General features: G+C 69.7%; 16 protein-coding genes and 3 pseudogenes. 8 read left to right on the forward strand and 11 right to left on the reverse strand.

The window, feature by feature from the left end; genetic code table 11:
- Nucleotides 1–20: 20 nt before the first annotated feature.
- A pseudogene (locus F3T56_RS47930) lies at nucleotides 21–311 on the forward strand (NF041680 family putative transposase); the annotation flags it as partial.
- A 234-nt stretch (nucleotides 312–545) separates the two neighbouring features.
- On the opposite strand, the gene F3T56_RS18950 reads toward F3T56_RS47930, so the two are convergent.
- The 4 genes and pseudogenes from F3T56_RS18950 to F3T56_RS18965 all read right to left on the reverse strand — a co-directional run bounded on the left by F3T56_RS18950 (nucleotide 546) and on the right by F3T56_RS18965 (nucleotide 3,567).
- Nucleotides 546–1,682, reverse strand: a complete 1,137-nt coding sequence (locus F3T56_RS18950) for an ABC transporter substrate-binding protein (protein WP_149826366.1) — start codon at nucleotides 1,680–1,682, stop codon at nucleotides 546–548.
- 256 nt (nucleotides 1,683–1,938) lie between these two features.
- Complete coding sequence (locus F3T56_RS18955; protein WP_149826367.1) at nucleotides 1,939–2,127, reverse strand: hypothetical protein; 189 nt, start codon at nucleotides 2,125–2,127, stop codon at nucleotides 1,939–1,941.
- Nucleotides 2,128–2,458: 331 nt separating this feature from the next.
- A pseudogene (locus F3T56_RS50100) lies at nucleotides 2,459–2,828 on the reverse strand (HAD family hydrolase); the annotation flags it as partial.
- Nucleotides 2,829–2,967: 139 nt separating this feature from the next.
- Nucleotides 2,968–3,567, reverse strand: coding sequence for an AAA family ATPase (locus tag F3T56_RS18965; protein WP_149826368.1), 600 nt, complete (start codon nucleotides 3,565–3,567; stop codon nucleotides 2,968–2,970).
- Nucleotides 3,568–3,804: 237 nt separating this feature from the next.
- Here F3T56_RS18965 and F3T56_RS18975 point away from each other — a divergent pair, with 237 nt between their 5' ends.
- Complete coding sequence (locus F3T56_RS18975; RefSeq protein WP_149826370.1) at nucleotides 3,805–4,290, forward strand: hypothetical protein; 486 nt, start codon at nucleotides 3,805–3,807, stop codon at nucleotides 4,288–4,290.
- Nucleotides 4,291–4,303: 13 nt separating this feature from the next.
- On the opposite strand, the gene F3T56_RS18980 is transcribed toward F3T56_RS18975, so the two are convergent.
- Entirely contained in the window at nucleotides 4,304–4,750 is a 447-nt protein-coding gene (locus F3T56_RS18980; protein ID WP_149826371.1) for a VOC family protein, read from the reverse strand.
- Nucleotides 4,751–4,779: 29 nt separating this feature from the next.
- Entirely contained in the window at nucleotides 4,780–5,289 is a 510-nt protein-coding gene (locus tag F3T56_RS18985) for a pyridoxamine 5'-phosphate oxidase family protein (RefSeq protein ID WP_149826372.1), read from the reverse strand.
- A 97-nt stretch (nucleotides 5,290–5,386) separates the two neighbouring features.
- Here F3T56_RS18985 and F3T56_RS18990 point away from each other — a divergent pair, with 97 nt between their 5' ends.
- Nucleotides 5,387–6,277, forward strand: a complete 891-nt coding sequence (locus tag F3T56_RS18990) for a maleylpyruvate isomerase family mycothiol-dependent enzyme (RefSeq protein ID WP_246203694.1) — start codon at nucleotides 5,387–5,389, stop codon at nucleotides 6,275–6,277.
- A gap of 66 nt (nucleotides 6,278–6,343) precedes the next feature.
- Here F3T56_RS18990 and F3T56_RS18995 read toward each other — a convergent pair whose 3' ends face one another.
- The 4 genes and pseudogenes from F3T56_RS18995 to F3T56_RS19010 form a co-directional block, all read right to left on the reverse strand.
- Nucleotides 6,344–6,763 carry a hypothetical protein gene (locus F3T56_RS18995; protein WP_149826373.1) on the reverse strand — a complete coding sequence of 140 codons (420 nt, stop codon included), beginning with the start codon at nucleotides 6,761–6,763 and terminating at the stop codon, nucleotides 6,344–6,346.
- Nucleotides 6,764–6,993: 230 nt separating this feature from the next.
- Nucleotides 6,994–8,043, reverse strand: coding sequence for an endonuclease/exonuclease/phosphatase family protein (locus F3T56_RS19000; RefSeq protein WP_149826374.1), 1,050 nt, complete (start codon nucleotides 8,041–8,043; stop codon nucleotides 6,994–6,996).
- Between the two features lie 209 nt (nucleotides 8,044–8,252).
- The gene (locus tag F3T56_RS19005; RefSeq protein WP_246203695.1) at nucleotides 8,253–8,891 is read right to left on the reverse strand and encodes a TetR/AcrR family transcriptional regulator; all 639 of its coding nucleotides are present in this window, start codon (nucleotides 8,889–8,891) and stop codon (nucleotides 8,253–8,255) included.
- Nucleotides 8,892–9,029: 138 nt separating this feature from the next.
- Nucleotides 9,030–10,010: pseudogene (locus F3T56_RS19010) on the reverse strand (MFS transporter); the annotation flags it as partial.
- A 747-nt stretch (nucleotides 10,011–10,757) separates the two neighbouring features.
- Between F3T56_RS19010 and panB the strand changes: the two are divergent.
- The 4 genes from panB to F3T56_RS19030 all read left to right on the forward strand — a co-directional run bounded on the left by panB (nucleotide 10,758) and on the right by F3T56_RS19030 (nucleotide 14,235).
- Nucleotides 10,758–11,624 carry a 3-methyl-2-oxobutanoate hydroxymethyltransferase gene (gene panB / locus F3T56_RS19015; RefSeq protein ID WP_149826375.1) on the forward strand — a complete coding sequence of 289 codons (867 nt, stop codon included), beginning with the start codon at nucleotides 10,758–10,760 and terminating at the stop codon, nucleotides 11,622–11,624.
- 265 nt (nucleotides 11,625–11,889) lie between these two features.
- Entirely contained in the window at nucleotides 11,890–12,300 is a 411-nt protein-coding gene (locus tag F3T56_RS19020) for a hypothetical protein (RefSeq protein ID WP_149826376.1), read from the forward strand.
- Nucleotides 12,301–12,397: 97 nt separating this feature from the next.
- On the forward strand, nucleotides 12,398–13,423 hold the full coding sequence (locus F3T56_RS19025) for an ATP-binding cassette domain-containing protein (protein ID WP_149826377.1): 1,026 nt from the start codon (nucleotides 12,398–12,400) through the stop codon (nucleotides 13,421–13,423).
- Complete coding sequence (locus F3T56_RS19030) at nucleotides 13,420–14,235, forward strand: ABC transporter permease (protein ID WP_149826378.1); 816 nt, start codon at nucleotides 13,420–13,422, stop codon at nucleotides 14,233–14,235. The genes F3T56_RS19025 and F3T56_RS19030 overlap by 4 nt, the downstream gene beginning before the upstream one ends.
- Before the next feature lie 48 nt (nucleotides 14,236–14,283).
- On the opposite strand, the gene F3T56_RS19035 is transcribed toward F3T56_RS19030, so the two are convergent.
- Nucleotides 14,284–17,811, reverse strand: a complete 3,528-nt coding sequence (locus tag F3T56_RS19035) for an AfsR/SARP family transcriptional regulator (protein ID WP_149826379.1) — start codon at nucleotides 17,809–17,811, stop codon at nucleotides 14,284–14,286.
- Nucleotides 17,812–17,970: 159 nt separating this feature from the next.
- Here F3T56_RS19035 and F3T56_RS19040 point away from each other — a divergent pair, with 159 nt between their 5' ends.
- Nucleotides 17,971–18,768 carry a site-2 protease family protein gene (locus F3T56_RS19040; RefSeq protein ID WP_149826380.1) on the forward strand — a complete coding sequence of 266 codons (798 nt, stop codon included), beginning with the start codon at nucleotides 17,971–17,973 and terminating at the stop codon, nucleotides 18,766–18,768.

The following is an 18,768-nucleotide window of genomic DNA, read 5'->3' on the forward strand; positions in this document are numbered from 1 at the left end:
TCCTAACTTCGCGGCATTGCGTCATCGCCGCCCACACCCAGCTCCGCCTCCTCCGCCAGGCCGCCACCGACTTGCGACGGCCGTGGGAGAAGCCCGCCGGGCCCGGCCGCCTCACCCCGGCCCGAGTCCGCCGGGGGTTCAGGAACCTCCGCCCGCGCCTCGCCTGCCCGACCCGTGCGCCGAAACCCTCAACTCCCGGTCCCGGACGGCCACTTGGATCGAAGAACCGGCGGCCCGCCACCCGCTACGACGTGGGTAGAACGGTCAGGCGGTCCGAGGCCATCGCCGAACGTGACCAGGTCAGACCATAGAGAGGCTGAGGACCGGAGCCACACCCCAAGCCATGGCCGCCCTCGAGAACTGGCCATCGGCCCCCTCCGGCTCACCGGCCGCCCAAACATCGCCGTCGGCCTCCGCCACCACGCCCGTAACCCCGCCGGGCCTTTGGCCACCTTGGACATCAGGTGATCAAACCGGACACCCCGCGAGAACGACGCAGCCCTGGCGGCGTAGCCCACCGGTGGGACCTGCGGCCCCGCCCATGGTCACGCTCCGGGGTGCAGCCCGAGCCAGCCCGGTGTGGGGTCGCCCTTGACCTCGCCGAAGTACAGGGCGAACGTCTGCTTCCAGCGCTCTACTTCGGCACGGTCGGCCATGAAGCGGGGGAAGCCGTCGAGGTGGGCGTTCGGGTACTCCCAGATCGGCTTCAGCCCGCCCGCGGGAGTGACGTCGGTCCGTACCGACCAGCCGAAGCGGGCTGCTTGCTGCCGTGGGGCGGACAGCAGCCAGTTGAGGTAGAGCTTGGCCGCGGTCGGGTTCTTGGCCTGTCTCAGGACCGCGAGGCGCTGCCCCCACGCCACGAACGGATGCCCGTCGGCCACCGCCCACTGCACGGGCTGCGACGCCGACGCCGCCAGGGACCCCGACCCGCCGACACCGATCGCCGCCTGGCCGCCGCTCACCGTGTCCTCGGGGAAATCGGTGCCCCGCCCGAACCGCACGTCCTGTGCGGCGAGCCGGGCCACCCAGTCCCAGCCGTACCGCTCGGCGTACAGCTTGTAGAGAAACAGGACCGCGTCGTCGTCATGCGGGTACGACGAGGCGATCTTCCCCTTCCACTTCGGGTCGAGCAGGTCGAGCGGAGTGCGCGGCGCGTCCGAACCGACCGCCGCCGGATCGTACATAAAGCTGAAGCCGATCACCGCGCCCGCCACCCAGGCGCCCTGCGGGTCCCGGAAGCGGTGGTGCAGCTTGGAGAACCCGGCGGGCTTGTAGGGCAGCAGACGGCCTTGCTCCTTCCAGCGCGCGAAGTCGTGCAAAGTCTGCAGCTGGACGAGATCGGGGACGAGGCTGCCGGTCGCGAGCTGGTTGTCGACACGGGTGCCGTGGTACTTGCTGTAGTCCACGATCAGTGTCATGTCCATGCCCGGAAAACGCCGCGTGAAGCCCGCCTTGACGGCGTCCAGCTGGTTCGGCGTGTCACCGCCGGCGTAGAGCACGAGCTTGCCGCCCTCGGCGAGGGCGGCCTGGTGCAGCTCGTCGAGCGTCCTGGTCTCCTCGGGGCCGGAGGAGTACCGGGGCGCGGATGGAGAGGCTGTGGCCGGAGCCGCGGCGGCGCCGAGACCGAGGGCGGCACCCGCGCTCGTGGCGAGGATACGTCGTCTGCTGAGGAAGCTGGACATGCAGGAAAGACCTCTCTGCTGGGGAAGCACGAGACCCGGCGCCTGGGCACGGTTCGACCAAGTTCGAACCGCGTTCGACGCCGGACCTTGAATGTCAAGTCTCTGTTTGTTCTGTTCGTTTCCGACCGTGTCAACAGGGCGCTCACACCCGTCGCGCAGTGCCGGATGTGGGGAAAGAGGCGACCGGCGCCTGGCATCTGCTGTCGTGATCGGCGACCTGCGTGGCAGCAAGACTGTCAAGTCTTGCGCAGGCTAACTAGATCACTGCTTTTGCTACGTATCGCGTTCCTACCACTGTCAGGGACAGGCTACGGCTGGTCAGGACATGCTCGACGATCACCAACTCCTCCCGCTCGGCCTGGATTTCCTGCAGCTGCTTTGCCAACTCCTCGGCGAGCGCGTCCAGTTCACTCCGGCGAGCAGTGATCCGCTCCAGCTCCTGCATCCCCGCGTCCTCCCCGCACTCTCCCGGTGTACCGGACCGGTCACGGATCGTAGGAGCGGCAGAACGGCGAGCGCAGCAGAACCCGAGAACGGCTCCGGCCGACAGGTCAGACGATCTTCACCGTGGACACCGGCCGACGACCAGCGTGAGTATCTCTCCCACGCCTCACACCACGCCCGTGACCAGCAACTTCACGATGCACACCACTCACTCAGCAGCCTGACGGGGTCGACACGGAGGGCATCGGCGAGCTGCCGCTGCGTCAACTTCGGCGGGGCGACACCGCGGTAGTGGGCAACGCCCCGCCCGGTAGGACGCGTTGACCCGCTCCTCAGCCCGTGACGATCGTCGTGAGCTCTGCCAACGAGTCGATCCGCCAGTCCGCCGCCGCTACGACGGCAGGGTCGTCCGCCCACAAATGCCCCCCAAGGACACCGGCGGATGTGCCGTACGGAGACCGGCGGCTTTGGCTGGGTACAGGTCGTCGCCGGGTGGTCGCCGACGTAGAGAGTCCCGTGTGGCGCGGCCCGAGACACCTCAAGTACGCGCTCGAAGAACGCCGGAGCGGGCTTGGCCACACCCCATTCGCCGGACGTCGCGATCAGATCGGCGGGCAGGTTCAGGCCCCGCAACAACTCGCCCGCCCTGCGCGTCTGATTCCCGGCGTCGATGACCTTGATGCCGAGCCCGCGCAGCTCGGACGCGGGTGATGGTTTCGCCGACATCGAGGACGATGGTCTCGATCACCCGGGGAAGCCTACGACTCACGACCCCAACAGGTCGTCCAAGTCGTCCTGCAGCGCTCGACAGCGACCGTCCTGAGCCCCATGCCAAGGGGAATCAACGACGTTGGAGGGGAGACCTCGGTTCGAGCAGGAAGGCACATTCGTCGAGGCCGTTCAGGATGGAGCGGGCGGTGTCTTCCGGAGTGAGTCGCGTCGTGTCGAGAACGTGGGCTTCGAATGCCTCGATGTCGGTGAACTGCTGGTGCAGTGCACGGATCGGTTCAGGGTCGCCCAAGGCGTCGTCGCTGCGGCCGGCCGCCCGGTGCAGCGTCGTGTCCTGATCGGGGCGTAGGACGATGTAGTGCAGTTCGATGCCTCGTGTCTCACCCATGGTTCGGAACGCGTCGATGAACCAGGGGCCGACGATGCCGTCGCAGATGACCTGGTAGCCACCTGCGGCGTAGCCGAACGCCGTGTTGGCGAGGATGCCGATGACGGTCTCGTTCTGCCGGTGGGCCTGCGGCAGGTACGGAGCGATCGCACCTTGCTTGATGAAGTGCCAGAAGTCGTCGCAGTGCAGGTGGACGCTGGGCGACAGCCGGTCGGCCAGCAAACGGGCCACGGTGCTCTTGCCCGCGCCGGGTGGACCGGTGAGGACGATCACCCTTCCAGACGGAGAAGTCGGGGTCGCGGCGCCGGCACTGGGCTGATTCATACGGCGATCATTTCACTGCGCTCAACCAGCGCGCCGCGTTCGCAAGCGGCTCCCGCTCCGGCTCTGCCGAGGGCGACGAGGTGGGGTGCGCTCACGGCCCGCCAGCCGCAGGAGAGCCCTGCGTCCGGGCTCCCCTTTCGCGTGCCGGTGGGGCCGATCGCATACCGGTCGGGCCTTTCGCGTACCCGGTCGGGACCGGCATGATGATCTCCATGAACGCACCCCGGCGAAAGGCCGATGCCGCGTAATCGGCCCGGCGCGCTGCGCACCGCACCGCAGCATCAACACCACCGTCCACGGCACTGGGACAGCCCCGCTCCGGACCGGGTCCATGGGCTCTCGGCCCGTACCAGCCTCGCCGTCCACCGGTACGAGGCGCTCTCGACCGACTACTACGTCTTCCCCGGCGTCACCGACAGCGCGCTGCGGCGGTACCGGGCCTTCCTCCGGCCGCCGGGGCGCCGGCCCCGCTATCCGTTCCTGGACGACTGCACGTGCCGGGGCTGTTCTCTCCGGGACGTCAGACACGCCCGCGCCATGCTCGACACGGTGCTGCGGGACCTGCCCCCGCGGGCCCGTGCCGAGCTGCGACGCCTGGTGGCGCCCCTGGACGTCGGCTACCTCGCACGCACTCTGCCGGACCCGCTCGCCGACGCCCTTCGAGACCCCTGGTGGTACCGGCGCCTCGAAGGCTGCCAGTACGCCGCGACCGGGACCGTCTGACGTGCGGCCCGCCTCACTGCTCCCGGGCCGCCAGGTCGGCCAGTACCTGGCGGAGCGGTTCGGTGGCGCGGCGGCGGTACTCCTGGATCGCCCAGCCGTTGCCGTCCGGGTCCTTGAAGTACATGAAGGTGGCGCCGTCGTCGGGGGCGTACTGGACGGGCTCGGAGACGTCGAGGCCACGTTCGACGAGTTCGGCGCGGGCGGCCTTGATGTCGGCGACGCAGAGTTGCAGGCCCTGGTAGGAGCCGGGGGCTGGTTTCGCGCCCTGGGCCATCTCCCAGATGGAGTCGCCGAGGGCGATCGAGCAGCCCGAACCCGGGGGTGTCAGCTGGACGATCCGCATGCCGGGCATGACCTCCTGGTCGATGTCGACGTGGAAGCCGACCTTGTCCCGGTAGAAGTCGCGGGCGCGGTCGATGTCGCTCACGGGCAGGGGGATCACTTCGAGAGTGAAGTCCATGGGCGTGACTCCTTCGTCGGCGTCGGATGTCAGCCGAACCGCCAGCGGGTCTGGCTGAACGGCTCTCCCTTACCGAAGCCGAAAACCGTGCGGGGCGCCACCGCGAAGACGAGAGCGCGGCCCGGACCGTGGTGGAAATACCCCTCCCGTACCTCGAAGTGCCAGAAACTGCCGTACTTCGCTTCCCACGCGGCGGCCAGTTCGCGCAGCCTGTCGTCGTCGGCCACGCGTACGGCCTCGCCCTCCACCACCAGGTCGTAGCCCTTGTCCCAAGTGTTCGTGCCGGTGGTCAGCACGACCTGCGGGTTCCCCGCCAGGTTCTTCGCCTTCCGTTCCTCCGGGCCGGTGCAGAAGTGCAGCGCGCCGTCCGACCACACCGCGGGCAGGGGCGTGACGTGGGGGCGGCCGTCGGGTCGTACCGTCGAGATCCAGAACAGCTCGGCCCCGGCCAGCAGCTCCTCGGTATCCGGCCAGGGGGGTGCGGTGGCGGTGGGGTCGCTGTAGCGGGGGTCGAGGTGGGCTTGGGGGGTGTTCGGCATGGGGTGCCCCTTCCTGTCACAAGGCCCCGTCACAAGGGCCCCGTCACAAGGACAGACTCCGCCGGATCGGGAAACTCATCTCTGACAGGCTTTCGCCATGAGTCCCGAGTCCAACGTCTCCAACGGCATGTCCAGCACCTCCTGGCTGGGCACCCCCATCGACGCACGCGCCCTGTTCGGCCCCGAGCTGGAGGCACTGCTCGACACCCTGCGGCAACTGCGGCCCGCCGACTGGAGCAGGCCGGCGTTACCCCGCTGGACGGTGCATGACGTCGCCGCCCACATCCTCGGCGACTTCTACAGCCGCCTCGGTCGCGGCCCGAGCGGATACGAGCGGATTTTCACGCCGGGCGAGTCTCTGGAGGAGTTCATCCACCGCACGAACCAGGAATGGGTCGACCTCCGCGCCGACGACAGCCCCGCCCCACTCATCGACGCCCTGGCGACGGCCGGGGCCGAACTCGTCGACCGCTTCGCCACGGCCGACCTGGACGCCCCTGCCCTGGGGGTGTCGTGGGCAGGAGTGGATCCCGCACCGGCCTGGCTGGACATCGCCCGGGAGTACACCGAGTACTGGACCCACCGCCAACAGATCCGCCACGCCATCGGCCACGCCACCGACCCGGAACCGCACGCCCTGTCGACCGTCCTGGACACCTTCATGCGGGCCCTGCCGCACACCTTGCGGAACACGACGGCACCTGCCGGGACCCAAGTCGAGGTGATCGTCGAAGGGCCGGGCGGCGGCAGCTGGACCGCCACCGCCACGGCGGACCGCTGGACCCTGTCCGAACCGCCCGGCGCCGGGCCGACGGCATCCGAACCGGGCGGCGCGGGACCGGCCGCCTCGGTACACCTGGACGCGGAAACCGCCTGGCGCCTGTGCACACGCGGCATCGATCCCGCCACCGGCCTGGGCCGGGCCCGTGTCGAGGGCGAACGGCAGCTCGCGGAGGCCGCCTGCGAAGTCGTGTCCATCGTCAACTGACGACGCCCGCTGCCCGCGGTCACCTGCACCGCGGGCAGCCGGGTCTCCTCCCCCGTCAGGCCGTGGTCAGTGGGCGAGATCGGCCTTGAACGTGTTGCTGCCGAAGTCCATCTGGATGCTGTACTTGGTGCCGTCCTTGACGTCCTCGGCGATCACTCGCCAGTCGTCCACGTGCTTCGACGTGAACTCCTTCCAGGAGTTGCATGTCGTGCCGCCGGAGGACGGGTGGAAGCACACACGCACGAGCAACGGGTTGGCATTGCCCCAGTCGGTGAACCTCAGGTTGATGTCGCTGCACCGTGACGTGGTGGTGTACCGACCGAAGGTGTGCGCGGCCTCGTCCTGTCCCATGTTGAAGGTCTTGTTGACCGCGCCTCCGTAGCAGGTCGCGGCCGCGGCGGTCGACGCGGTGCCGAGCGTGAGCGTGCCCGCCGCCATGACCAGACCACCCGCGACCGCCGTCAGCCGCTTCGTCGTCGTCCTCATGTCCCGATCTCCCCTGGGTCGTTGATGGGGGTGCCGCGCGCAGGCCACAGTCCTGGCGCAAGGACTGTCGCGACCCACTCGCCCGAGTGGGCTCCCCCGTGGATGTGTTCAGTCGTGCGGTCATGGCCAAGCTACGGGGCTTGCCACTCGGGTGGTCCCTATGACTTTTCAGGGTGTGCCGGGGGCGTGGAGAGGCTGATACCGGGCGAGCTCAGCCCCGACCAGCCCCGTCAGCTCTCCGACGTGTCGATCGTCACCCGTGCCGCCACCGGCAGGTGATCGCTGCCCGTCTGCGGCAACGTCCACGAGGCCATCGGCTCCATGCCCCTGACCATGATCTGGTCGATACGGGCCATCGGGAACGACGCCGGCCAGCTGAAGCCGAAGCCGTCGCCGGCGGCGCCCTGGGTGGAGCGCATCTGGGCGGTGACGGCGTTGAGGGCGCGGTCGTTCATCGTGCCGTTGAGGTCGCCGAGGAGGGCGACCTGCGGGAGGGGTTCGTCGGCGATGGCCTCACCGAGGGCGTTGGCGCTCCTGTCGCGCTGGCGGGCGGTGAACCCGGCCTCCAGCTTCACCCGCACCGAGGGCAGATGGGCGACGTACACGGCGACCGGTCCCTCCGGCGTCGTCACCGTCGAGCGCATGGCGCGCTCCCAGCCCAGCTTGATGTCGACGGCCTTGGTGCCGCCCATCGGGTACTTGCTCCACATCCCGACGGTGCCGACGACCTTGTGGTACTTGTACGTCGCCGCCAGGGCCTCCTCGTACACCGGCACCGCGGCCTCGGTCAGCTCCTCCAGGGCCACGATGTCCGCGCCGGAGGCGGCGACGTCACGGGCCGTGCCGAAGGGGTCGGCGTTGTCCGCGTTGACGTTGTGGGTGACGACGGTGAGGTCGCCGCCGCCGCCGGTCTTGCTGGTGACGAGTCCGCCGAACAGGTTCAGCCAGACGATCGTCGGGACGAGGATCGCGATCAGCGCGGTCGCGGACTTGCGGACCAGCGCGAGGACCAGCAGCAGCGGGATCGCCGCGCCCAGCCAGGGCAGGAACGTCTCGGTCAGACTGCCGAGATTGCCGATCGCGTTGGGGACCTGGGCGTGCAGCACCATCACCAGGGCGATGAGGAGCGCGAGGACCGCGACGACGATCCCGCGCCGCCAGATCCGCCGGTCCCCTCTCCAGCCATCGAACAACCGACTGAACAGGCGCCGAAGCCGGGATCCTTCGCGGCCCGGCTCCGTGCCGCCGCCGCCCGTCTCCGTCATGTACGCCTGCGCCATACCGTCGCCTCACAACTTGCCGTGCACAATCGTCCCCCCGCGTTTCTCAAGACCCTAGGGGATGATCGCCGTCGATCCTGCCGCCCCGCGGCGGCCGTACAAGCACGAGGACGAACAAGTCGCAGTTCGGAGTTCCGAACCAGCGCGCAGGGCGGCGCGCTTGTAACGAAACGCGCACATTGACTGTGACTCAGCTCGCAGACTGTGACTCACCTCGCAGGCGGACGAAGCCCTTCGAGCACCGTGTCGACGATCCGCTCCGCGAGATCCTCGGGGAGATCCGCGTCCGGGCGCAGGCTCGTGCGGACGAGCATGGGGCCGAAGATCAGGTCGCCCATGAGGTCGACGTCCACGTCAGCACGGAGTTCGCCGTCGCGCTGTCCGCGGCGCAGCACCTCGATCCCGGCCCGGCGGCGCGGGGCGACGACAGTGGCGTGATACGCGTTCCAGATCTTCGGGCTGCTCTTCATCTGCGCGAAGACGTTGTGCAGGATCGCCGACGACCGGTTGAGGAGCCCGCGTTGGCGTGTCGCTTCGAGCAGGACCACGAGGTCGTCGCGCATCGAGGTGCCGGGCAGCACCGGGTCCGGGGGCTCGGCGGCGCGCACCACGTCGAGGAAGAGTTCCTCCTTGCCGCTCCAGCGGCGGTAGATGGTGGCCTTGCCGACGCCGGCGGTGCGGGCGACCCGCTCGATGGACAACTCCGAGAGCGGTACTCCCTCTTCGAGGAGCTTCATCACGCCCTCGATGATGGAACGCTCCACGGCCTCGCTCCGGGGCCGCCCGCGTACCGGGCTCCCGACCCGATCGTCCCCGGCATCTCCGGCCCGGCTCTCGACGAGGTTCACGGTCCACTCCACTCTCTGTCGTCGTGCGGGGCGATTCTCCCTCGCGTACGGCGATCTCGCATACGGTGATGAAGGGCGCCCGGTACGGTCGCGGTGGCCGAGGATCAACGGTCTGTCCCCGGTGCCGGTGGCCGAGGATCAGCGGTCGGCGGCCACCAACTCCGCCTCCTTCTCATCCCGTTGGCCGGTATTCGTCCTCCCCGGCAGGAACACCGCCATGACCACCGCCCCGACGGCGGCGATGCCCGCCCCGCACAGCGCGGTGACGTGCATGGCGTGCAGGAAGGCGTCGTGGGCCGGGCCGACCAGGGCCTCGCCCCGCTGCCCGAGGCGGGCGGCGAAGCCGAGGGTGGCCTCGATGGACTCGGCGGCGGTGTGCGGGGCGTCGGCGGGCAGCTCGCCCTCGATGCCGCCGCGGTAGGCGGCCGACAGTACGGAGCCCAGTACGGCGATACCGAGGGCGCCGCCGACCTGGCGGAAGGTGTTGCTGAGCGCGGACGCGGAGCCCGCCTTCTCCCGGGGCAGGGCCTGCATGATGACGACGCTCAGCGGTGTCATGACGTGGGCCATGCCCGTGCCCATGACGAAGAAGATCACTTCGAGGATCCAGATCGGCGTGTCCGCGTCCAGCACGGTGAACGCGGCCAGCGTCGCGGCGATCAGCCCCATGCCCGCCGTACACACCGCGCTGTTGCCGAAGCGGTCGACGAGCAGCCGGGCGCGCGGCGCGAAGAGGAGCTGGGCGGTGGCCAGTGGCAGCATCAACAGGCCGGTCTGGAGCGGGGAGTAGCCGCGTACGGTCTGGGTGTAGAAGACGGAGAAGAACGTCACGCCCATCAGTGCGAAGAAGACCAGGCCGATGACGCCGATCGCGGCCGAGAAGACCTTGTTCTTGAAGAACGTGATGTCGATGGACGGATGGTCGCTGCGCTTCTCGAACACGACGAAGGCGGCAAGGACCGCGATCCCGGCCGCGATGGTGCCGAGGACCGTGACATCGGTGAAGTCGGCGAGCTGACCGCCCTTGATGATGCCGTAGACGAGCAGCACGAGCCCGACGACGGACAGCAGCACACCGACGGAATCGATCCGCCCGGGATTCGGGTCGGTATGCCTGGGTTCTCCGCACACCAGGCGATCGCACGAATGTGCAGGGCGTGGCCGATTCGAGTGGTGCGTCCGGGATCGGGGAGGCGCGCGGGGCGCGCGACGTCAAGCTGGTTCACAGGTCGCCGGATCAACATACCGGCGGCGCTTTCAGGGACCGGAAACACCGCTCCCGCAACACAACACCCCGCGCCCGGGAAGCGGCGCGGGATCCCTGCCCCGTCCGGGTCCACACCGGAACGGAAAGCGTCCGGCAGGGCGGCCTCCACCGCGCCAGACCCGCCGTATCCAGCGGCGTTGACGGCAGCAGGAACCGAACACGATCGGCACCGGCCGCGCCCCGCAGCCGGACACCGGCTCACACCCGACGGGACTCCAACCCCCGCCGAGCACCACCGCGAGCCGACCACCCGACGTCGCTCCGGATCACCCAGGACGACCCAGGAAACCCAAGCCGATCAGAGACGCTCAGCATCAGCACACCGAGAATCACCCAGCGGCGCCAATGCGCCGCTGGGTATCTGGGAGTCAGGGACTGCGGTAGTCATACGGTTGAGCGTGATCGCATTTCGATACGGCACCGTCTCGTATCGTAAATCCTTTACCCGAGTCTTACGTGCCGGTGCGTCTCTCATGTCTCGGTGCCTGAACGGTCACACCGCCCCCCTCCCCTGGCCCTCTCTGGCACGAGGTGCCACCATGGAGCTGGTCCGGGGACGCCGTAAGGGTGCCTCGAGATGACATGAAGGAGCTGTAGCCATGACGCAGCTTTCGGCTGCCCAGACGAAGCCCTCCGACGGCAGCAAGGCGCTGTACGGGGGCAAGGGCACGCGCCGTATCACCGTCCGCGACATCGCCCTCGCCAAGGAGCGCGGCGAGAAGTGGCCCATGCTCACCGCGTACGACTCGATGACCGCGTCCGTTTTCGACGAGGCCGGCATCCCGGTCATGCTCGTCGGCGACTCGGCGGGCAACTGCCACCTCGGGTACGACACGACCGTGCCCGTCACCCTCGACGAGATGACCATGCTGTCGGCAGCCGTCGTACGGGGCACCAGCCGCGCCCTGATCGTCGGCGACCTGCCCTTCGGCTCCTACCAGGAGGGCCCGGTGCAGGCGCTGCGCTCGGCGACCCGGCTGGTCAAGGAGGCCGGGGTCGGCGCGGTCAAGCTGGAGGGCGGCGAGCGGTCGCACGAACAGATCCGGCTCCTCGTCGAGTCCGGCATCCCGGTCATGGCCCACATCGGCCTCACCCCGCAGTCCGTCAACGCGATGGGCTACCGCGTGCAGGGCCGGGGCGATGAGGCGGCGGCCCAGCTGCTGCGCGACGCGAAGGCCGTCCAGGACGCGGGCGCGTTCGCGGTGGTCCTGGAGCTGGTTCCGGCGGAGCTGGCGGCCGAGGTCACGCGGGTGCTGCACATCCCGACGGTCGGGATCGGCGCGGGCCCCGAGACGGACGCGCAGGTCCTGGTCTGGACCGACATGCTCGGCCTGACCGGCGGCCGCGTACCGAAGTTCGTGAAGCAGTACGCCAACCTCCGCGAGGTCATGACCGGCGCGGCCAAGGCCTTCGCCGAAGACGTCATCGGCGGTACGTTCCCCTTGGAGGAGCACTCCGTCCACTAGAGCCCGAGGGCCACTAGGCCCGAGGCCCACTGAGCCACTGCGGCACCACCACAGCAGCCCGCCGATCTTCCCCCGTCGGCGGGCTGCTTTTTGCTGGTCGCGCGCCTCGGGGCCGGGAGAGCACAGGAGTCAACCTCAAGAGTTGCAGGCTCCCTCATGTCTCGGTCCCTGCCAGGCTTGAGCCGCGCCCCGTACCCGCTGCCCGCGGCAGGGGACGTGTGCGCACGGTCACATCGACACCGACATACCCAGGGGGAACCAATCCATGAAGCGATCCATCGCCACCCGCGCCAAAGCCGGCGCCTCCGCCGCCGCACTGCTCGTGTCGGGCCTGGGCCTCGGCCTGGCCACCGGCAGTCCGGCGAGTGCGGCGACCTGCTACGGCGGGGCGGTGGAGTTCACGAAGCTCATCGACCAGACGGTGAGCCAGATGTTCACGACCTCATCGGCCTGCCAGGACATCAACCTGAAGATCACCAACAGCCCCAGTGACTCCACTCGCGAAGTCAAGGTGTGCTTCTACCACAGCAACAACTCCCTCAACTACTGCCAGGCCAGCTACAGGTTGGCCACCCTCGACCGGTGGGCGGCCATCGCGACCGACGTGAACGACAACGTGAAGTACAGGTACTCGTTCAAGAGCAGCCGCTCCGTCACGGCCCTCACCGCCGATTGACACACTGCCGCCCGTTGTCGGCGCCCTGTCGGCCGTGTAGGCGAGCTGTCGGTGGTCTGTCGGTGGTCTGTCGGCGGAGCCTGACACCGTCGTCCGCATGACGCGAATCGACAAGGAAACCAGCGGCGCGAAGGGCGCTGTCACCGTGCGGGGGCTGGTCAAGCACTATGGGGAGACCAGGGCGCTGGACGGTGTCGATCTGGATGTGCGTGAGGGCACCGTGATGGGGGTGCTCGGGCCGAACGGGGCGGGGAAGACGACGCTTGTGCGGTGTCTGTCCACCCTCATCACGCCCGACTCCGGGCACGCGACCGTGGCCGGCTATGACGTCGTACGGCAGCCGCGACAGCTGCGCCGGGTGATCGGGCTCACGGGGCAGTACGCCTCGGTGGACGAGAAGTTGTCCGGGTTCGAGAATCTGTACATGATCGGGCGGCTCCTCGATCTGCCCCGCAAGGAGGCGAAGAGCCGGGCGAGCGGTCTGCTGGAGCGGTTCTCGCTGACCGAGGCGGCTGGGCGCCCGGCCGCCACGTACTCCGGCGGTATGCGGCGGCGGCTCGACCTCGCCGCGTCCATGATCGGAAGCCCGGCCGTGCTGTATCTGGACGAGCCGACGACCGGCCTGGACCCGCACACCCGCAACGAGGTGTGGACCGAGGTCAAGCGCATGGTCGGTGACGGGGTGACCGTGCTGCTGACCACCCAGTACATGGAGGAGGCCGAGCAGCTGGCCTCCGAGCTGACCGTGATCGACCGGGGCAAGGTCACCGCGAAGGGCGGTATCGAGGAGCTGAAGGCGCAGGTCGGTGGTCGCACGCTCCGGGTACGGCCTGCCGACGCACTTCAACTTCGGCCGCTTGCCATGGAGTTGGACGATCTGGGCATCACCGGGCTCGCCACGACCACCGTGGACTCCGAGACCGGCACCCTGCTCGTCCCGATCCTCAGTGACGAGCAGCTCACCGCGGTCGTCGGCGCGATCACCGCACGCGGTATCACGATCGGCTCGATCAGCACCGAACTGCCCAGCCTGGACGAGGTGTTCCTGTCGCTCACCGGTCACAAGACCGGTGCGGCCCAGGATGCCGCCCCGGCTCCCGCGTACGAGGAGGTCGCCGTATGAGCGCCGCCACCGTCCCCCTCAAGAGCGACGACGGACGGATCGGGCTGCGGGCCCACGCCCGGCACACCGGTGCGCTCGTCCGGCGCAATCTGCTGTGGATCCGGCAGGACCCCGAGTCGATGTTCGACGCGGTCCTGATGCCGATCGTGTTCACGCTGCTCTTCGTGTACGTCTTCGGCGGCTCCATCGGGCAGGCGCTGGGCGGCGGCCAGGAGCAGTACGTGCAGTACGTGGTGCCGGGGCTGATGGCGATGATGGGCATGAACATCGCCATGGGCGTCGGCACGGGCTTCAACGAGGACTTCCAGAAGGGCGTCATGGACCGCTTCCGGTCCCTGCCGATCGGCCGGTCCTCGGTGCTGCTCGCGAAGATCTCCGTCGAGCTGCTGCGCATGCTGGTCGCCACGACCATCCTGCTGACCGTCGGTGTCCTCATCGGCTTCGACATCACCAGCTGGCCGGGGCTGTTCGGTGCGGTGGGCCTGGCCGTCGTCTTCGGCTCGTCCCTGATGTGGATCTTCCTGGTGCTGGGCGTGACGATGAAGAACGCGCAGTCCGTGCAGGCCATGGGCTTCCTGGTGCTGTTCCCGCTGCAGTTCGGCTCGTCGATCTTCGCGCCGACCCAGTCCATGCCGGGCTGGCTGCAGACCTTCACCGACTACAACCCGCTGTCGTCCCTCGCGGACGCCGCACGCGGGCTGATGACCGGCGGACCGATCGCCCACGACCTGTTCGTCACGCTCGGCTGGTCGGTGGTCCTGACGGCGGTGATGGCGCCGATCGCGATCCACAAGTTCCGCACGAAGAGCTGATACACGAAGAGCTGATATTCGAGTATTCGACAAACGGCCACACGGCGGTCAGATCAGGGCGGCGGCCTCCTCCACCGTGAGGGCGCCGCCCTCGGCGTACGCCCTGTCGTACGTCTCGTCGTCCGGCAGGGCTGCCCGGGTGGCGGCCTCGGCGTCGGCGCGGCTCTCGACCTCCAGCGGACTCGGGGAGTGGCCGGGCGGGCGCAGCGCGTCGGCGGCGCCGAGGAGGCGGGCCGCGTCGAGGGCGCGGCAGCCGCCGTCGGCGCGCGACAGGGCGAGGGCGACGGTGACGAGGTGGATGGAGGGCATGTGGGGCGTGATCAGGAGGGTCAGCGGGTCCAGGCTCCGCTCCATCGCCCGGCGCATGAACGCCAGGGCCTCGTCGTGGTTCCCGGAGACCGTCTCCAGCCAACCCTCGACGCCGAGGACGTACCCGGCGAAGACGACGAAGGTGTGCGCCTCGAAGTCCTCGCGCAGCAGCCTGATCTGCTCGCGGGCCTCGTCCGCGCGCCCGGTGCGGCCGAGCCGGACCGCCAGGAAGAGCCGGGCCGCGGGCAGGGCGTCGTGGGTGGCGTGGGGACCGTCCGCCAACACGTCGACCAGCATCTTCTCGCCCCGCTCGCCTTCGCCGCCCTCGATGAGCACGGCGGCCAGGCGGACGCTGAGGAGACCCAACTGGGCGAAGGCGCCGAGCCGTTCGGCGTACTCGATGGCCCGCTGGTAGGTGGCCGCGGCGAGCGTGAAGTCGCCCTGGCGTTCCAGGGCCTCGCCGCGTGCCGAGAGCGCCTCGGCAGAGCCCCAGGCGTCGCCGAGCCGGTCGAAGAGCTCCAGGGCCTCGTCGGCGTCGCGGGTGGCGTCGCCCGCCCAGTCGCCGCGGTTGGCGAGGATGTTGGCCCGCAGCTGCAGGGCCTGCGCCAGCTCCCAGGTGAGGCCGAGTTCACGGGACGTGGTGATGTTCTCGTCGAGGATCTCCCGCATACGCTCCATGTCGCCGGACAGCAGTACGGCGTAGAACCACATGAAACCCGGGAAGCGGCAGGTCTGGGGCTGGCCGGGGCGGTAGGTCTCGGCGATGACCCGGATCTTCTCCTTGGCCTCGGGGGTTTCCCAGGCCGTCAACTCCATGTCCATGCAGGCCATATGGAGCAGATGCACCGCCCGCCGGGCCTCCTGAAGGACGTCGGGGCGCATCGGCGGCGGGCTGTCGACGATGCGCTCAGGCAGGTCCGGGACCGGGCGCGCGGGTGCCGTGAAGGGGTCCGGGCCGAGCTCCTTGACCTGGGCGGACCAGTACCGGGCCTCGGTTTTCAGGTCGCGCATCTGCCAGTACCAGGCCAGCGACAGCGTCAGGCAGAGCGCCTCCTGCTCGTCCCGCCCGGCGACGGCGTGCCGCAGCGCGGTGCGGATGTTCTCGTACTCCAGCTCCAGGAGGTCGATCGCCGCGCGCTGTCCCGCGCCGCGCAGCAACGGGTCGGTGGTGCGGACGAGTTCGCGGTAGTACGTGAGGTGCGCGCGTTCGGCGGCGGGGCGGGTGCCGGCCTCGGCGAGGCGTTCGCCGGCGTACTCGGCGACGGTCTCCAGGAGCCGGTAGCGCATCCCGCCGCCGCCCGCGCTCGCCGAAGAGACCGGCGAAGAGACAGGCGAAGAGACAGGGGAGGAGACAGGGGAGGAGACAGGGGAGGAGATCGGGGAGGAGACCGGGGAAGGGGCCGCGACGACGAGGGACTTGTCGACGAGCGAGCCGAGCGCGTCCAGTGCGGCGGGGCCGCAGACGGCCTCGGCGGCGGGGAGGTCGCAGCCGCCGGCGAAGACCGACAGCCGCCGCAGGACGTCCCGTTCGTCCTCGTCGAGCAGCTCCCAGGACCAGTCGACGACGGCACGCAGTGTCTGCTGCCTGGGGAGGACGGTCCGGCTGCCGGAGGTGAGGAGCCGGAAGCGGTCGTCGAGGCGGTCGGCGATCTGTCGGGTCGTCAGCATGCGCAGGCGGGCCGCCGCCAGTTCGATCGCGAGCGGGAGGCCGTCGAGGCGGCGGCAGATCTCGGCGGCGGCCTCTGGGTCGTCGGCGACGGTGAATCCGGGGTGGGCGGCGGCGCCCCGGTCGGCGAGCAGGCGTAGCGCGTGGGGTTCCGTCAGGGGTTCCACCGGGCGTACCAACTCGCCCGGTACGCCGAGGGGTTCGCGGCTGGTGGCGAGTACGGTCAGGGCCGGGCAGTGTTGAAGCAGGTGCTCGACCAGGTGGGCGGCGGCTTCCACTACGTGTTCACAGTTGTCCAGGACGATCAGCATGCGGCGTCTGGCGCAGTGTTCGGTGAGGCGGGCGAGGGGGTCGTCGTGGCGGTCGGCGACGACGCGCATCTCCTCGGCGCCGGCGCCGCGGAGGACTGTCTCGCGGGCGCCCAGGGCTGTGAGGACGGCCTCGGGGACGGTGGCCGGGTCGTCCACCGGGGCGAGTTCTGCCAGCCAGATGCCGTCCGGCATGGAGTGGGCGACGGTTTCCCCGGCCTCCTGGGAAAGGCGGGTTTTCCCGGCGCCGCCTGGGCCCAGGAGGGTTACCAGGCGGGTGGTGGTGAGGTCGTGTCGGATGGTGTGGATGTCGGTGTCTCGGCCTACGAAGGAGGTCAGGCGGGCGCGGAGGTTTCCTGGGCGGGGTTTTTCGCCCCCGCCGCCCCTGCCCGTCCCTCCCCCACTCTCGGCTCCGCTCGAGCGGGGGGACCCCCATCCAGGGGCTGCCGCCCCTTTGACCCCGCCGCCCATTGGCTCGGGGGGCGGGGTTGTGTGGCGGGTGCGGGTTTGTGGGGGTTGATCGCGCGGTTCCCCGCGCCCCTTACGGGGCGCTGCCCCTGGCCCGGGTGTCAGGAGCTCGGCGTGGAGGGCTCGTAGGTCCGGGCCCGGGTCTGTGCCCAGGGTGTCTGCCAGGACTTGGCGTATTCGGGCGTATGCGGCCAGGGCCTCTGCGGTGCGGCCTGTGGCGTGTAGGGCTTGTAGGCGGAGGGAGTGGAGGGGCTCGTCCAAGGGGTGGGTGTCGCAGAGGGCGGTCAGTTCGGGGAGGGCGGTCTCGGCTTGGCCGAGGGCCAGGGCGGCGGTGAGGCGGGTGCGGTGGACGTCCAGGCGGCGGGTTTCCCAGCGGGCTGCTTCGGCGGTGCGGTCGGGGAGGTCGGCGAGGGGCGGGTCCTGCCACAGGGCGAGGGCGTCGTCGAGGACGACCGCGGCGTGGGCGGCGTCGCCGTCGGCCAGGGCGAGGGCGCCCTCCGACGCCAGGCGTTCGAAACGGTGCAGGTCTACGTCGTCGGGGCGGGCCGCCAGGCGGTAGCCGCCGTTCACCGACTCCACCGCGTCCGGACCGAGCGCCCTGCGCAACCGCCCGACCAGCGCCTGCAACGCGCCGCTCGCGTCGGCGGGTGGGTCACCGGCCGCCCACACCTCCTCGACCAGCGCGGCCACGGGCACCGTACGCCCGGGCCGCAGCGCGAGCACGGTCAGCAGGGCGCGCAGCCGGGCGCCGCCGACCGGGACAGGAGTGCCGTCGGCGTACAGGGCCTGGGTGGTGCCGAGGATGCGATAGCGCACGGGGTCCATTGTCTCTGTCGGGGTCGGGTGCCGATGTCCGGTACATCGAGTTCGTATGCCCACCTTGCTAGGAACTCGGAGATACCCGCGAGACGTTTTCGGCTTGCGCCCGGTACCGTCGGGCAGTCCAGTCCGTCCAGCAGCCTGATCCAGAGTCCTAGGAGCCCCATGACCACCGCCGTGTCCCGCCGGAGCGACCGGAGGATCAGTCCCGTCTTCGTGGGGATCGTGGCCGTCATGGCGGTCACCGGATGGGCCACCTGGACCGGGTTCGCCGAGCAACCCGGGCTGGCCGTCTTCCTGTTCGTGACGTCGGCGTGGATCGTCTCGCTGTGTCTGCACGAGTACGCACACGCCCGTACCGCCCTGCACAGCGGCGACATCTCCATCGGCGCGAAGGGCTATCTCACGCTCAATCCTCTCGCTTATACCCACGCCCTGCTCAGCATCGTGCTGCCGGTCGTCTTCGTGATCATGGGCGGTATCGGTCTGCCGGGTGGCGCGGTCTTCATCGAGCGGGGCCGGATCCAGGGCCGCTGGAAGCACAGCCTGATCTCGGCGGCGGGCCCGCTGACGAACGTCCTGTTCGCGGCGGTCTGCACGGCCCCGTTCTGGCTGGGCGTGACGGACGGGGTGCCGGCGGCGTTTCAGTTCGCCCTCGCCTTCCTGGCGCTGCTCCAGGTCACGGCGGCGATCCTGAACTTCCTGCCGGTGCCCGGCCTGGACGGCTACGGGGTGATCGAGCCCTGGCTGTCGTACAAGATCCGTCGCCAGGTGGAGCCGCTGGCGCCGTTCGGGCTGCTGCTGGTGTTCGCGGTGCTGTTCATTCCCACCGTGAACGAGGCGTTCTGGGACGCGATCGACGCGTTCATGCGCGCGCTGGGTGTGCAGGACGTGCTGGCCGACTGCGGCTTCCGGCTGTACCGCTTCTGGACCGAGGGCAGCGACGTGTGCCTCAGTCTGTGA

Origin of the sequence: Streptomyces tailanensis (assembly GCF_008386495.1) — a bacterium.
Lineage (GTDB): Bacteria > Actinomycetota > Actinomycetes > Streptomycetales > Streptomycetaceae > Streptomyces > Streptomyces tailanensis.